At 68.1% G+C, this 14540-nt stretch carries 15 protein-coding genes; 4 read left to right on the plus strand and 11 right to left on the minus strand.

Going from position 1 to position 14540, the window contains the following annotated elements:
- Nucleotides 1-23: 23 nt before the first annotated feature.
- The 3 genes from hslV to WG924_RS09285 all read left to right on the plus strand — a co-directional run bounded on the left by hslV (nt 24) and on the right by WG924_RS09285 (nt 3649).
- Nucleotides 24-584, plus strand: coding sequence for an ATP-dependent protease subunit HslV (gene hslV, locus WG924_RS09275; RefSeq protein WP_188579279.1), 561 nt, complete (start codon nt 24-26; stop codon nt 582-584).
- The gene (hslU, locus tag WG924_RS09280) at nt 584-1894 is read left to right on the plus strand and encodes an ATP-dependent protease ATPase subunit HslU (RefSeq protein ID WP_345932723.1); all 1311 of its coding nucleotides are present in this window, start codon (nt 584-586) and stop codon (nt 1892-1894) included. Before hslV ends, hslU begins: the two co-directional genes overlap by 1 nt.
- 318 nt (nt 1895-2212) lie before the next feature.
- On the plus strand, nt 2213-3649 hold the full coding sequence (locus tag WG924_RS09285; protein WP_345932724.1) for an ABC transporter substrate-binding protein: 1437 nt from the start codon (nt 2213-2215) through the stop codon (nt 3647-3649).
- A gap of 61 nt (nt 3650-3710) precedes the next feature.
- Here the strand turns inward: WG924_RS09285 and WG924_RS09290 are convergent, their stop codons facing one another.
- The 3 genes from WG924_RS09290 to WG924_RS09300 form a co-directional block, all read right to left on the minus strand.
- Entirely contained in the window at nt 3711-4226 is a 516-nt protein-coding gene (locus WG924_RS09290; protein ID WP_345932725.1) for an ImmA/IrrE family metallo-endopeptidase, read from the minus strand.
- Nucleotides 4219-4587 (minus strand): hypothetical protein, encoded by a 369-nt coding sequence (locus WG924_RS09295; RefSeq protein WP_345932726.1) that lies wholly within the window; start codon nt 4585-4587, stop codon nt 4219-4221. The genes WG924_RS09290 and WG924_RS09295 overlap by 8 nt, the downstream gene beginning before the upstream one ends.
- 138 nt (nt 4588-4725) lie before the next feature.
- Nucleotides 4726-5742 (minus strand): AraC family transcriptional regulator, encoded by a 1017-nt coding sequence (locus WG924_RS09300; protein WP_372044875.1) that lies wholly within the window; start codon nt 5740-5742, stop codon nt 4726-4728.
- A gap of 153 nt (nt 5743-5895) precedes the next feature.
- On the opposite strand from WG924_RS09300, the gene WG924_RS09305 reads away from it, so the two are divergent.
- Nucleotides 5896-7008: an MFS transporter gene (locus WG924_RS09305; RefSeq protein ID WP_345932814.1), complete on the plus strand. Its 1113-nt coding sequence runs from the start codon at nt 5896-5898 to the stop codon at nt 7006-7008.
- Here WG924_RS09305 and WG924_RS09310 read toward each other — a convergent pair.
- The 8 genes from WG924_RS09310 to WG924_RS09345 all read right to left on the minus strand — a co-directional run bounded on the left by WG924_RS09310 (nt 7005) and on the right by WG924_RS09345 (nt 14352).
- Nucleotides 7005-7874: a carbohydrate kinase family protein gene (locus tag WG924_RS09310; protein ID WP_345932728.1), complete on the minus strand. Its 870-nt coding sequence runs from the start codon at nt 7872-7874 to the stop codon at nt 7005-7007. The genes WG924_RS09305 and WG924_RS09310 overlap by 4 nt on opposite strands.
- A gap of 37 nt (nt 7875-7911) precedes the next feature.
- Nucleotides 7912-8307, minus strand: coding sequence for a helix-turn-helix domain-containing protein (locus WG924_RS09315; protein ID WP_345932729.1), 396 nt, complete (start codon nt 8305-8307; stop codon nt 7912-7914).
- Nucleotides 8304-9164 carry a Smr/MutS family protein gene (locus tag WG924_RS09320; RefSeq protein WP_345932730.1) on the minus strand — a complete coding sequence of 287 codons (861 nt, stop codon included), beginning with the start codon at nt 9162-9164 and terminating at the stop codon, nt 8304-8306. Before WG924_RS09320 ends, WG924_RS09315 begins: the two co-directional genes overlap by 4 nt.
- Before the next feature lie 92 nt (nt 9165-9256).
- Entirely contained in the window at nt 9257-9943 is a 687-nt protein-coding gene (locus WG924_RS09325; RefSeq protein ID WP_345932731.1) for a LutC/YkgG family protein, read from the minus strand.
- Nucleotides 9940-11409, minus strand: a complete 1470-nt coding sequence (locus WG924_RS09330; RefSeq protein ID WP_345932732.1) for a LutB/LldF family L-lactate oxidation iron-sulfur protein — start codon at nt 11407-11409, stop codon at nt 9940-9942. Before WG924_RS09330 ends, WG924_RS09325 begins: the two co-directional genes overlap by 4 nt.
- A gap of 17 nt (nt 11410-11426) precedes the next feature.
- Nucleotides 11427-12248, minus strand: a complete 822-nt coding sequence (locus WG924_RS09335) for a (Fe-S)-binding protein (RefSeq protein ID WP_345932733.1) — start codon at nt 12246-12248, stop codon at nt 11427-11429.
- A 146-nt stretch (nt 12249-12394) separates the two neighbouring features.
- Nucleotides 12395-13675, minus strand: coding sequence for a murein transglycosylase A (gene mltA, locus WG924_RS09340; RefSeq protein ID WP_345932734.1), 1281 nt, complete (start codon nt 13673-13675; stop codon nt 12395-12397).
- Entirely contained in the window at nt 13672-14352 is a 681-nt protein-coding gene (locus WG924_RS09345; RefSeq protein ID WP_345932735.1) for a Tim44/TimA family putative adaptor protein, read from the minus strand. The genes mltA and WG924_RS09345 overlap by 4 nt, the downstream gene beginning before the upstream one ends.
- Nucleotides 14353-14540: the final 188 nt, after the last annotated feature.

The following is a 14540-nucleotide window of genomic DNA, read 5'->3' on the forward strand; positions in this document are numbered from 1 at the left end:
TATCGAGGACGGGCTCCAGACAGATGAGCAATGGTGAGACGACGACGACATGGCACGGCACCACGATCCTTTCGGTGCGCCGCGGCGGCCGGGTGGTGATCGCGGGTGACGGGCAGGTGTCGCTCGGTCAGACGGTGATGAAGGCCAATGCCCGCAAGGTGCGGCGGATCGGCGACGGCAGCGTGATCGTGGGCTTCGCGGGCGCCACCGCCGATGCCTTCACGCTGGTGGAGCGTCTTGAAGCCAAGCTGGAACGCCACCCCCGGCAGTTGGCGCGGGCCTGCGTCGAGCTTGCCAAGGATTGGCGGACCGACCGGTATCTGCGCCGGCTGGAGGCGATGATGGCGGTGGCCGATGCCAAGGTGTCGCTGGTGCTGACCGGCAATGGCGACGTGCTGGAGCCGCAGGACGGCATCATCGGCATCGGATCGGGCGGCACCTATGCCCTGGCCGCCGCCCGCGCGCTGGCCGATATCGAGGGGCTGGACGCCGAGGCGATCGCCCGCAAGGCGATGAAGGTCGCGGCCGATATCTGCGTCTACACCAACCACGAAGTCATCGTCGAGAGCCTGGAGAACGCGTGATGGATACCCCGGCCTTTTCCCCGCGCGAGATCGTCTCGGAACTCGACCGTTTCATCATCGGCCAGAGCCAGGCCAAGCGGGCGGTGGCGATCGCGCTGCGCAACCGCTGGCGCCGCCAGCAACTGCCTGAAGCGCTGCGCGAGGAGGTTCTGCCCAAGAACATCCTGATGATCGGCCCCACCGGCGTCGGCAAGACCGAGATCGCCCGCCGGCTGGCGAAGCTGGCGAACGCGCCGTTCCTGAAGGTGGAGGCGACGAAGTTCACCGAGGTGGGCTATGTCGGCCGCGATGTCGAACAGATCATCCGCGATCTGGTGGAAGTGGCGCTGGTGCAGGTGCGTGAGCAGCGCCGCCGCGACGTCCGCGCCCCGGCAGAGCTTGCCGCCGAGGAACGGCTGCTGAACGCGCTGGTCGGCGAGAACGCCAATGCCGACACCCGCCAGAAATTCCGCAAGATGCTGCGCGAGGGCACGCTCGACGACCGCGAGGTCGAGATCGAGATTGCCGAAAGCGCCGGTGCAGCACCGGTGTTCGAGGTGCCGGGCCTGCCGCCCCAGGCCGGCATGGCCAATCTGTCGGAAATGATGTCGAAGATGTTCGGCGGCCGGCAGTCGCGCCGCAAGCTTGGGATCAAGCGGGCGATGGAACTGCTGCTGACCGAGGAAAGCGACAAGCTTCTCGATCAGGAAGACATCACCCGGACCGCGCTGGCCCAGGTTGAGCAGAACGGCATCGTGTTCCTCGACGAGATCGACAAGATCTGCGCGCGCGAAGGCCGCACCGGTGGCGATGTCAGCCGCGAGGGCGTGCAGCGCGACCTGCTGCCGCTGATCGAGGGCACCTCGGTCGCCACCAAGCATGGCGCGGTCAAGACCGACTATATCCTGTTCATCGCCTCGGGCGCCTTCCATGTCGCCAAGCCGTCCGATCTGCTGCCCGAGCTTCAGGGCCGGCTGCCGATCCGGGTGGAGCTGGATGCGCTGAACCGCGACGATCTGGTCCGGATCCTGACCGAGCCCGAGGCGAGCCTGGTGAAGCAGTACGCGGCCCTGCTTGGAACCGAGGGGGTGACGCTCGATTTCCGCACCGACGGCATTGCGGCCCTGGCCGATATCGCCGCGGAAATCAACCGCGGGGTCGAGAATATCGGCGCCCGCCGGCTGCATACGGTGATGGAGAAGCTGCTCGACGAGGTGAGCTTCGCCGCCACCGATCATTCCGGCGACACGGTGGTGATCGATGCCGCCTATGTCGAGGCGCGGCTGGGCGACATCTCGCGTGATTCGGATCTGTCGAAGTTCATCCTCTAGGCCGGGCACCCCTCGCCCGGATGGCTGCCCGCTTGCAACCGCGCAAGATCCGCAAAGCCGGCGACACCCGCATCGTTCAATCGATGCGGGTGTCGTCATGCAACTGTCATATTTCTGCAAAACTTCGGTCGTGATCCGCTACCATCTTGTCGTTCACCGGCCTCTCCCCCCGGCGCACCCATAAGGCAGGCTTCCGTATGCAGGCGCCCGCGCCACGGACAGGACGCCGCCACAAGACAGGAACAGGATCGCACCCGCATGCATCGTCGCACGCTCAAAGCTGCTGCATTGGCTGCCTTCGCAGTCCTTGGCGCAGTCATGTCCGTCCAGGCGGCACCCCGTGATACCCTGGTCATCGGCATTCAGCAGGAACCGACCTCGCTGGATCCGACCGCGGATGCCACCGCCTCGATCGACACCATCCTGACCCGCAATGTGTTCGAGACCCTGACCACGGCCGACCAGTCGGGCGCGGTGCAGCCGCTGCTGGCGAAGTCCTGGGAGATTTCGCCCGATGGCACGGTCTACACCTTCAAGCTGCATGAGGGCGTGACCTTCACCGACGGCAAGCCGCTGGACGCCTCGGTGGTGAAGTTCGCCTTCGAGCGCGCGATGGCGCCCGACAGCGTCAACCCGACCAAGACCATCTTCGCGCTGATCACCGCCATCGAGACCCCCGACCCGCTGACGGTGGTGATCCGGCTGAAGGAACCCGACGCCTATTTCCTGTCGAATCTGGCGATGGGGGATGCCTCGATCGTGCATCCCGACAGCGCCGCCACCAACAAGACCGATCCGGTCGGCTCCGGCCCCTATAAGGTCAAGGGCTGGGTGCGGGGCGACCGGGTGGTGCTGGAGCGCAACGACGCCAACCGGCTGGCAGCCTCGGCGCCGCTGCGCGAGGTGTCGTTCCGGGTGATCCCCGATCCCAACACCGCCGCCGCCGCGTTGTTTTCCGGCGATATCGATGCCTTCCCGGTGATCCCGGCGCCCGAGACGCTGGAACAGTTCAAGCAGGACAAGCGCTTCGTCGTGGTCTCGGGCACAACCGAGGGCGAGGTGATCCTGGCGCTGAACAACGCCAAGCCGCCGTTCAACGACATCCGCGTGCGCAGGGCGATCAACCATCTGCTCGACCGCCGCGAGATCATCGACGGCGCCATGTCGGGCTATGGCACGCCGATCGGCAGCCATTTCCCGCCCCATAACCCGGCCTATGTCGACCTGACCGGCCGCTATCCGCATGACGTGGCCAAGGCGAAGGAACTGCTGGCCGAGGCCGGCTTTCCGGATGGTTTCGAGACCACCCTTCAACTGCCGCCCCCGCCCTATGCCCGCCGCTCGGGCGAGATCATCCGTGAACAGCTCGCGGAAGGCGGCATTCGTGTGCAGCTCTCGAACGTGGAATTCCCGTTCTGGCTGTCGGAGGTCTATAAGAAGAAGCTGTATGACATGACGGTCATCGCGCATGTCTCGCCGCGCGATCTGAACAATTACATCCGCGGCCTGGATTACTTCTATGGCTATGACAATGCCGACTTCCGCGCGATGTATGACGATTTCCGCAAGACCGTCGACCCGGCCGCTCAGACCGACAAGCTGAAGGCCATGCAGACCAAGCTGGCCGACGACGCGGTGCACGGCTTCCTGTTCCAGCTTGCCCAGGCCGGTGTCTATGACGCGCGCCTGCGCGGCTATTGGCAGAACGCGCCCGAGCTGATCACCCCGCTGACCGAGATGTCGTGGGCGGAATAATACCGAAAACGGGCGTCGCGGTGACGCGGCGCCCGTTATCTGCATGGCAATTCAGGGTCTGTCAGGTCGGCAGTCCCAGCCGGATGCGCATGGCGGTTTCCGAGACCTCCAGCCGGGCGGCAAGGTCGCGGATTTCGGTCACGCCCTCGGCGTTCAGGCTGCGGATCAACGGCCATGGCATCAGCAACTGGGCCGCGAACCGGTTAGCTTCGGTTTCGATCGCGCCTGAAAGATGACTGCGATAGAAGGCATCATCCTGAACGCCCTGCAATGCCTGATCGCGATGCAGCAGGAAATGGGCGATCTCATGGGCGATGGTGAACCGACGACGTGCCTTCACATGCTGGGCGTTGACGATGATTGCCCAGCCGGAGGCACCGGCACGTTCCGGGTCGCGGACCAGCTTGCCCGAGAGGGCATCGGGCAATGGCTCCGTCCACACTCTCAGTCCCAAATCTCGTGCGATGGCGACGATCTTGACCGGTGCTGACTGCTGGTGGCGCGACACGGCGCCGGGAACCACGGCATGGGGCGCCCCTGCATCTGCCTCATCTGCGCGAAGGGCATGCTCAATCATCGCTGGTGGTCTCCTGCGGCCTTTGGGAACCGGGCCTGCGCTCGTCGGCGGCAACGACGCTGGCTGCCGCCAGTCCCGCGATGCCGCGTTCGATCAGAAGCTCGATCCTGGCCTGGAATTCCGGTCCGTCCAGATAGGTCCGAACCGCGCTGGTCAGGGCCTTGCCTGCAACCTGCTCCGCCTGTCGGCTGGCTGTCCGCTTAATATAGGTGGCGCCGAAGAACGCGACCACCGCAATCAGAAGCGCAACGGCGCCCAGCATGATGGTGGCGGACGTCATGACGATGGTCGCGGTTTCCACCGAACTGAATTGTGGCGCGTTGCGCATGACAACGTTCGCTGCGGATTCGATCGCTTCCAATCCGTCGCTCTCCTTCCGCAGATGTAACCGTTGGAAGTGTTGCCCAAAATTAATCTGCGTTCAAATAAACAATAGAAATTCAACTATAAGAATATATGTTTCTGCAATTGCATATCTGTAAGGCCCTCTCCTCAGGCATCACGCGCTGGCACCACGCGCCACCCCCGGCGGATGGCCGGTCACGCGCTTGAAGGCGCGGCTGAAGGCGGCCTGCGAGGCATAGCCCAGGCGCTCGGCGACGCTGTCGATCGACTGGCGGTCGCGCGCGATCCAGCCGGCGGCGAGGCGCATGCGCAGATCGGTGAGATAGCGCAGCGGCGTGGTGCCGGTGGCGGCCAGGAAGCGTTCGGCGAAGACGGAACGCGAGGCGCCCATCTGTGCCGCCAGTTCGGCCAGGGTCCAGGCGCGGCCCGGGTCGCGATGCATGGCCAGGATCACCCGGCCGAGGCGCGGGTCGCGCAGCGCCTGCACCCAGCCCGTGGCCTCGCCGCAACCGCATTCCACCCAGCCACGGATGATCGAGGCGGCGACCACATCGGCCAGCCGCGCCAGAATGGCCGCGAACCCGGCCCGCCCGGCACAGGCCTCGCGCTCCATCGCCTCAAGCATCGGCAGAATTTCCGGATTGCGATCAAGCAGCGTCGCGACCGACATCACCTCGGGCATCAGCGCCAGCAGCGGATGCATGCCGCCCAGATCGAACGCCATGCAGCCGCTGAACACCACGGCCCCCGATTGCGGGCAGGCATCGCCATCGCAGGCCCGCACCATCTCCACCCGCTCGCAGATCGTGTGGGCCTGGAAACCCGCCAGGTCCCGCGCCGGCAGATCGGGGGCGGACAGCAGGCCATGGGCGCCGCCCCGGGGCAGAAGGGCCGCATCCCCCGCCGCCAGCTTGTGCGCCACACCGGCCGGGCTGCGCAGAAACACGGTGCCCCGGGCGACGAAATGAAACTGCGCCCATCCACCATCGGCATCCGCGTCATTGCCAAAGCGGATGCCGCAGGGGGCGGTGAGCTGGATGCGGCGATATCGCACGCCGTCGATCCGCATCCCCATCAGCAATTCGCTGATCAGATCGGCGGAAGGTGGGTAAGTGGACGGGTCAGCCATGGCTTCCGGACGATTGGTCAAACATTCCGGATGTGATGGCATGGTGCGTCCGGGTTGTCCAGCCTATCCTCCGCACCTGACTGAACCCTTCCTGACGATAAGGACATGGTCGTGAGTGATTGTGTGACGACCGCCACCGCCGCCGGTCCGGCCGGTGCGAGTGCCAGTGCCGGGGCGTGGTGGGCGGTGCTGTCGATGGCGCTGGGCGTGTTCGGCCTGGTGACGGCCGAGTTCCTGCCCGCCAGCCTGCTGACGCCGATGGCGGCCGATCTGGGTGTGACGGAAGGATTGGCCGGCCAGGCGGTGACCGCCACCGCCGCGGTGGGGCTGGTGACCAGCCTGGTGATTGCCGCCGCCACCCGCCGTCTTGACCGGCGGTATGTGCTGCTGGGCTTCACCGGCCTGCTGGTGGCATCGAACCTGCTTGTGGCGGTGGCGCCGGATCTGGGGCTGCTGATCGCGGCGCGGGTGCTGCTGGGCGTGGCGCTGGGTGGATTCTGGACCATGTCGGCCGCAACCGTGATGCGGCTGGTGCCCGAAGCGATGGTGCCCAAGGCGCTGTCGATGGTGTTCGCGGGTGTCTCGGCCGCGACCGTGGCGGCAGCGCCGCTGGGCAGCTTTCTGGGCGATCTGCTGGGCTGGCGGATGGTGTTTCTGATGGCGGCCGGCCTCGGGCTTCTGGCCTTCATGGTACAGTTCGCGACCCTGCCGCGCATGGCCCCCACCGGCACCACCCGGCTGGGCACCCTGGTGCTGGTGCTGCGCCGGCCGCGCATCGGCGCCGGTATGATCGCGGTGCTGCTGGTGTTCACCGGCCATTTCGCCGTGTTCACCTATCTGCGGCCCTTCCTTGAAACCGTGACCGGGGTCGGCATCACCGGCATCTCGGCGATCCTGCTGGGTTTCGGCGCGGCCAATTTCGTCGGCACCGGTCTGGCCGGGCCGCTGATCGCCCGCAATCTGAAGGCGGTGCTGCTGGCGATGCCGGTGCTGATGGTGGCGCTGGGGCTGGGGCTCGTGTGGTTCGGCGGCAGTGTCGCCGGCGATGCGGCGATGCTGGCACTGTGGGGCATGGCTTTCGGCGCGGTACCGGTGGCGTGGTCGACCTGGCTGACCCGGGCGGTGCCGGACGAGGCCGAAAGCGCCGGCGGGCTGATCGTCGCCGCGATCCAACTGGCCATCGCCACTGGTGCGGCGGCGGGCGGCCTGATCTTCGATGCCAATGGCGCCACCGGCGTGATCCTGGCGGCGACCCTGGTACTGGCGATGGCGGCGCTGCTGATCCGGGCGCGGGTCAGCTTTGCTTAGTCGGGCAGGCTCTTGAGCACGCTGCCTTCGGTCTGAACCGCCAGCGCGCCGAAGGCGCTGCCCCGGGCCAGCGCGGTGTCGATATCGGCGCCGCGCAGCCAGGCATCGGTGAAGCCGCCGGCGAAGGCGTCGCCGGCGCCGGTGGTATCGACCACATGCGCCACATGCGGGGCGGCGCAGTGATGCCGACGGCCATCGGGGCCGATCGCATCGCAGCCATCGGCGCCATAGGTGACGATCACCCAGCGGAGGCCCGGCCCGGCCAGCCGGCTGGCGGCGGCCCAGGGATCGGCGGCGGCGGCCGGCGCCAGATCGTCGATCGAGGCCACGAACACCTCGGCCGGCCAACTGCCGGCGGGCAGGCCGGCTTCATGTTCGGCCGGCGGGATCTGGGCGATGCGCGGCATGCCACGCGCGGCGGCGGCGGCCAGGATCCGGCCGGCATCGGGGTTGCGGCTGTTCAGGAACAGGAAGTCGGCGCCATCCAGCACGTCTTCGGGCGGCACCCAGGCCAGATGATGGCCGATCTTCAGGATCGTGCGCTCGCCTTCCGGGTCGAGCAGCAGCATGGTTTCAGGCGAATGGTCAAGGCCGCGGTCGAGCTTCGATACATCGAAGCCGATCGCCTCCACCTCGGCCACCAGCCGGTCGGCCAGGGCGTCATGCGCCACCCGGGTGATGAGCTGCACCGGGTGGCCGGCCAGGATCAGCGCGGTGCCGACATTGACGCCCGACCCGCCGATGCGCGGCCCCTCATCGGTGCCGCGCGGCCGGCCGCCCGACACGATCCGCCGGTCCAGACGGATCACCCGGTCGGCGTTCAGGCTGGCGACCATGGCGATACGGGCTTGGGCGGGCGGGGCCATGACGGATGTCCTCATGATTGCGGGCGTTTGGTGGCAGCTAGGGGCGTTCGGGGCGGGAGCCGGGTACGCTGTCGATGCCAGGCACGCTGTCGATAATGGCGAGCAGCCGGTCGAGGGTGGCATCATCGAAGCGGGCGATGCGGTCGGCGATCAGATTGGCCAGCCGGGTGGCGCGGGGGCTGAGGCCGCCGGTATCGACCGTGACCTTCGGATGCGAAAGCCCGGCCAGCCGCTCCAGTTCCTCGGCCTCGTCCCAGATGATGTTGAAATAGGTGCAGATCTGGATCAGCAGCGACCGGGTGGGTGCACCGCGCCGGCCATGTTCCAGCGCCGAGAGATAGGCGTTGGAGATCTGCAGGTCATGGGCCATCTGCTTCTGGCTGATCCCGCGGCGTGCCCGAAGCTGGCGCAGCCTTTCGCCGAACGGGGTCATCGGTCGCGTTTCAGCAGCACATAGACCGCGCCGAAGCCGCCATGCATCTGGCGGGCATGGGTGAAGGCCAGCACCTTCGGCCGGGTCTCGGGTTCGTTCAGCCAGCGCGGCAATTCGCCGCGGATCACGCCCGCCGGGTTGGTGGCCCAGGGATCGCGTGGCGCCGCCACGGTCTCGTCGGGCAGCGGGTCGCCGCGCCGGCGCACCACCGGCTGCGGGCGCGGCCCGCCCTTGCCGGTGATCACCAGCACGCAGCGCAGGCCCCGGGCATGGGAGCGGGCGATGAAATCGACCAGCATGCCGCGCGCGACCTCGCGGTTATGGCCATGCAGGTCCAGCATCGCCTCAACCGGCATCGCGCCGCGCCGCAACCGGGTCTGGTTGCGCAGATCCAGCCCATCGACCGGCTTGCGGGTCAGGGCTTCCAGCGGCTGCGGTGCCAAGGTGGCCACGCGACCGCGTGATGTCGGCGCGGATGGGGCGGATGCCGGCGGTGCCGGGGATGCCATGGCCGGTGACGGCGCGGCCGGCGGCGGGGCGGGCGGCGGCGGCACGGCGACCGGCGCATGACCCTTGATCGGCGTCACGTCGGACATCGCCGCGCCGAACAGCGCGGTTTCGGCGCGGCTGAGGCCACGGGCCGACCGGCGCACCAGCTTTGGCGTCGCGGCCGGCTTTTTCAGCGCGTCCAGTGCCCGGCGGCGCGGCTGCGGCGCCACGCCATCGGCATCGCCGGCAGCAGCCGTGGCATGGGTGGATGGCAGGTCGGGGCCGCGCCAGCCGGTTTCGGCCGCCACCGCCTCGGCCCGCATCGCCCGCTCGAACAGCCGCGCCTCGGTATCGAGATCGGGGCGCAACACATCTCTGTCCGTGCCCGGCCTCTCTCTGGTCGGCCGGTCGGTCGTCGGCCTCTGCGGCAGTCGGGGCGGGCGTTGCGGCATGGGTGGTTTCAGGCCTCGTCGACGATCACGACATGCAGCCGGCGGGGGCCGTGGGCGCCCAGCTCGATCTGCTGTTCGATATCACCGGTGCGGCTGGGGCCGGTGATCAGGTTCAACGCACGCGGCAGCAGGCCAAGTTCGGCCCGCATCCGCGCCCAGACATCCTCATAGGTGCCGACAATGCGGGCCGCTGGCAAGACCACGATATGGGTTTCCGGCAGGAAATTCAGCGTCGTCGGATGGGTCGCGGCCGATGCCAGCGCCAGCGTGCCGGTTTCGGCGATGCCGGCGAAGGCCGAGGTCACCGACACCTCGTCGGCGGCCTGCGCCGGCCCGGCGCGCAGGGACAGCATCGGCGCCAACCCCTGCCAGTCGATGGCATCCAGCAGCGGATCGGGCGCGCGGGCGGCGGCCATCGGCAGGTTGCAGGCCGCCAGATAGTCCAGGATCGCCGCCGGCACCTGGCCTGTGCCGTCCACCCGCGCCACGGTGCCCGAAACCTTCCGCAGCATGTCGATGAACAGCGACACCCGGCCGGCCGGGTCCAGATCGCTGCGGGCGGGCACGGTATTGGGTTTGTGGGCGGCAAGCCGGGCCGCGACCCGGGCGCGGGCATCGGCTTCATTGGCGGCATCGCGGCCGATGCCGGCGCGGACCGCCGCCATGATCTCGGTACGGGCGCTGTCGGCGGTCATGACTTCGTGCTCCCGGTGGTGCCCTGTGTCGGGGAGATGGGCATGGCTGTGGGACGGCCATCGGCCTTCCAGGCGGCGACGAAACTGCGGCCTTCCGGTGCCGGCAGATCGCGAACCCCGGTCCAGCCGCCGGCCAGTGGCAGGCGGCGGAAGCGGCCATTGCCGCGCCCCAGCCGGCCCAGCACCGCGGCACCGGTGCGCGACAGCAGCCGGTAGGCACGCGGCCTGCGGGCGAACCAGGCCCACAGGCCCAGGCCCCAGCGCTGTCCGGTGGGGTTCAGTCCGCGTTCGAATTCCCGCGTACGCCAGGCGCGCATCATCCGGGGCAGCGGAATGCGCACCGGACACACCTGTTCGCAGCGCCCGCAGAAGGTGGAGGCATTGGGCAGATGCCCGGCTTCATCCACCCCGATCAGCGCCGGGGTGAGCACGGCGCCCATCGGCCCCGGATAGACCCAGCCATAGGCATGGCCGCCGACGGCGTTATAGACCGGGCAGTGGTTCATGCAGGCGCCACAGCGGATGCAGCGCAGCATGTCCTGAAACTCGGTGCCGATCATGCCCGAGCGGCCATTGTCGAGCAGCACGATGTGGAAATCGTCGGGGCCGTCGAGATCGCCATCGCGCTTCGGCCCGGTCACCAGCGTGGTGTAGGACGAGAATTCCTGCCCCGTGGCCGATCGCGCCAGCACCCGCAGCATGGTGGAGGCGTCTTCCAGCGTCGGCACCAGCTTCTCGATCCCCGCCACCACCACATGGCGTTTGGGCAGGGCCAGGGTCAGGTCGGCATTGCCCTCATTGGTGACCAGGATGATCGATCCGGTCTCGGCGACCAGGAAGTTGGCGCCGGTGATGCCCATATCGGCATCGAGATATTTCTGGCGCAGCACCTCGCGCGCCTCGCGGACCATGTCGGTCGGCTCGGTCAGGCGCTGGGTCTTGCCATAGCGGCCATGGTGGCGCAGGAACAGTTCCGCCACCTGTTCCTTGGTCTTGTGGATCGCGGGCGCGATGATGTGGCTGGGCGGTTCCTTGGCCAATTGGATGATGTATTCGCCAAGATCGGTCTCGATCGGCTCGATCCCAACCTGTTCCAGCGCGTCGTTGAGCGCGATTTCCTCGGTCACCATCGATTTGGACTTGGTGATCGTCCGGGCGCCGCTTTCGCGGGCCAGGTCGATGATGATCCGCCGGGCATCGGCGGCGGTCGGTGCCCAGTGGACATGGCCGCCGCGCGCCTCGACCTCGGCGGTGAACCGCTCAAGATAGATGTCGAGATGGCCGAGAACGTGGTTCTTGATGTCGCGGGCCTCGTCGCGCAGCGTCTCGAATTCCGGCAGCGCCGCCGCCGCCGCCGCCCGCTTGGGCACGAAGCCGTTCTTGATCTTCGACAGGGATGCCTGAAGCTCGGCATCGCCCATCGCCCGCTTGACGTTGTCTTTGAACTGATGACTGGTCGCCTGCATCGATCGGCCTCCGGCGGTCAGCGACGACGGGCCGCATCGGCGGTATCGCCGATCGGTGCCGTGTCGGTCATGCCCGCCAGAACCTCGGCCACATGCCGGACCTGAACGGTCGAACCCTCGCGCTTCAGCCGCCCGGCCATGTTCAGCAGGCAGCCCATATCGCCGGCAAGCAGCATGTCGGCGCCGGTGGCGCGGATATCGGCCACCTTGTTCGACACCATCCGCCCCGAGATGTCGGGATATTTCACGCAGAAGGTGCCGCCGAAGCCGCAGCAATCCTCGGCGCCGGTCAACTCCTTCAGGGTCAGCCCCTCGACGCTGTCGAGCAGCCGGCGCGGCTGGGCCTTGACGCCAAGCTCACGAAGCCCTGAGCAACTGTCGTGATAGGTGACCGTGGCATCCAGGCGGACGCTGACCGCGTCCATCCCCCGGACATCGACCAGGAACGCCATCAACTCATAGCAGCGCGCCGCCAGCCGGCGGGCGCGCGGCCCCCAGTCGGGATCGTCGCGCAGCAGATCGGGATAATGATGCGAGATCATGCCGCCGCAGGAACCCGACGGCACCACCACATAATCGAACGGCTCGAACAGCCGGATCATGTCGCGGGCCAGCGCCCGGGCGTCCTTGCTGTCGCCGGAATTATAGGCCGGCTGGCCGCAGCAGGTCTGGGCATCGGGCACAACCACCCGGCAGCCGGCAGCTTCCAGAAGTCTGGCGGTCGCGAAGCCGACACTGGGCCGGAACATGTCGACCAGACAGGTCGCGAACAGCCCGACCGTCACCGGCTGCAGGGCGCGGGGAGGCAATCCCGCCTTGTCCTCAACGTCAGCGCTCACCTTGGGTCTCGTCCTCTTCAAGCCTTCTTCGCGCCCGGCGCCGCCCGTTGAGCGGGCATGGTCGTCCGACCGCCATTTGCCGACGAGGATGGGACGATGCGGCCACAGAGGCAAGCTTTCAGCGCAGACGGCCCGGCACCGGCGGTTCAACCGGCGGGTGGTGCCTCGGCGGCGGCGGCCTGCGGGTCGATCGCCAGCGGCAGCAGCAGGGTATAGCCGCCGGGCTGCTTCATGCGGCCGGCGACCAGTTCGGCAAAATCGCCCGGCCCCCAGAACACGTCGCCGCGCACCGCACCCTTGATCGCGCCGCCGGTATCCTGGGCGACCATCAGCCGGCGCAGCGGCGTGCCGCCGATAGAGCCGACGTCATCGGGATAGGTGGTGTCGAGCCAGACAGGTGCCCCCAGCGGCAGCGCGCCCCGGTCCACCGCCAGCGACCGGCCGGGGGTGAGCACGGCGCCCATGGCGCCCAGCGGCCCATCATCCTCAAGCAGCCGGAAGAAGACATAGGACGGGTTCTGGTCGAGGATTTCGGCCATCCGGTCTGGGTGTGCCGCCAGCCAGGCGCGGAGGGTCTGCAGCGACACCTCTTCCGGGTTCATCTCGGCCAGATCGATCAGCACCTTGCCGATCGAGCGATAGGGCCGGCCATTGGCGCCGGCATAGCCCACGCGCAGCACCTGCCCGTCGGGCAGCCGCACCCGGCCGGAGCCTTGAATTTGCAGGAAGAAGGCATCGACCGGGTCGTCGACCCACAGCAGTTCCAGGCCGCGATCGTCCAGCGCGCCATCGGCGATGGCCGCGCGGTCGTAATAGGGTTCAAGTCGGCCGCCATCGCTGACCCGGCCGACGATCCGACGGCCATCCAGGCTCTGGTCGAAGGCGCCCAGATCGGCGACCACCAGATCATCGGGCAGCCGGTAGAGCGGCACGTCATGGCGGGTATCGGGGTTGAGCGCGCCGGCAAGCTCGGGCTCGTAATAGCCGGTGAACAGGCCCCGGACGTCGCCATCGGGCTTCATCACCTGCCAGGCGTTGAAATGGCGTTCGAAGAAGCCGCGCGCGGCCCCGGCGTCATCCAGCGGCAGATCGACCGCGGCGCCGCACAGATCGCGCCAGTGGCCGACCGTGCCGAACCGGCCGCTGCGGTCGAGCAGGGCATCGGGCGGCCGGCGCAGGATGATCCGGCACGAGATCTGGAAGGCGCCCAGCGCCGCCGACTGGTCATCGGCATCCCAGCCGGCCAGATCGGTGAAGGCGACCCGTTCGAACCGCGCGAGACCGGCAGGTGCCGCCGGGGCCGGCGGGGGGGGCGCCTCAGGGGCAGGGCCGGGCGCGCGCGGGCCGATGGCGACCACGGTCACAACCAGCACCACCAGCAGAATGACCGCTGCCGCGACCCGCGGCGCCATCACCGCTCGGCTCATGCGCCGCTGCGGGTGGCGGTCAGCATCCAGTTCGGATCGCTGGACCGGGTGTCACGCTCGAACGTCCAAAGATCGATCAGGTCGATTTCCTCGGCACCGCCCGCGATCACCCGGTCCTGGTTGTCCAGGGTCTGGTTGATCTGGGTGGTCGAGAACCGCACCGTCACCTGCGCCAGGCTGCCCGCCAGCCGGGCTTCCGCGATGCGCGGCTCGCGCACCGACACGATCCGGGTGCTGTGGGTCTGACCTTCCGCCTCGCGCTCGTCGATCACGGCCGAGAAGCCGGCCATCACCTGTGGTGACAGCAGCATTTCCAGCGTCTGCTTGTCGCCGCGGGCGAAGGCGTCCAGAACCATCTCGAACGCCTGCTGGGCACCGTCGAGGAAGCCCTTGGGGTCGAAATTGCGATCGGCGCGGCGGATATACTCGATGCCTTCGCGCGCCGGTTCGTCGATCAGGGCCATGACGCTGTCGGACATGGGAAACGGCAGCACCCGGGCGGGGCCGGGCGGTGCGGCGGGATCGCCCGCCTTGGCACCGGCTGCGGCATTTCGCCGCGACAGCGCCTTGTCCTCGGGCGGCCGCTCATGGCCGGTCCGCGTTCCAAGCACCCCACGCAGCCGCAATGCCACGAACACGGCAACCAGGGCGAAGAAGAGTATGTCGAGATATTCCATGAACACTGGACCTGGCCGTCGGAGGCGTCCGCGCGAAGGAGTTCGGCGGCGGGGCACGATCGGTCGGCCGCACCCGCCGGAACCGGCACGACCAAACGTATCGCCAAGGGCGGCGGTTCGGATTACGTCACACGAACACAGCGAGGGTTGGACGGCGCCGCTTCCACCCTTACATAAGGGTCGGTTCA

This window comes from Tistrella arctica, assembly GCF_039630945.1.
In the GTDB taxonomy this organism is placed as follows: domain Bacteria; phylum Pseudomonadota; class Alphaproteobacteria; order Tistrellales; family Tistrellaceae; genus Tistrella; species Tistrella bauzanensis.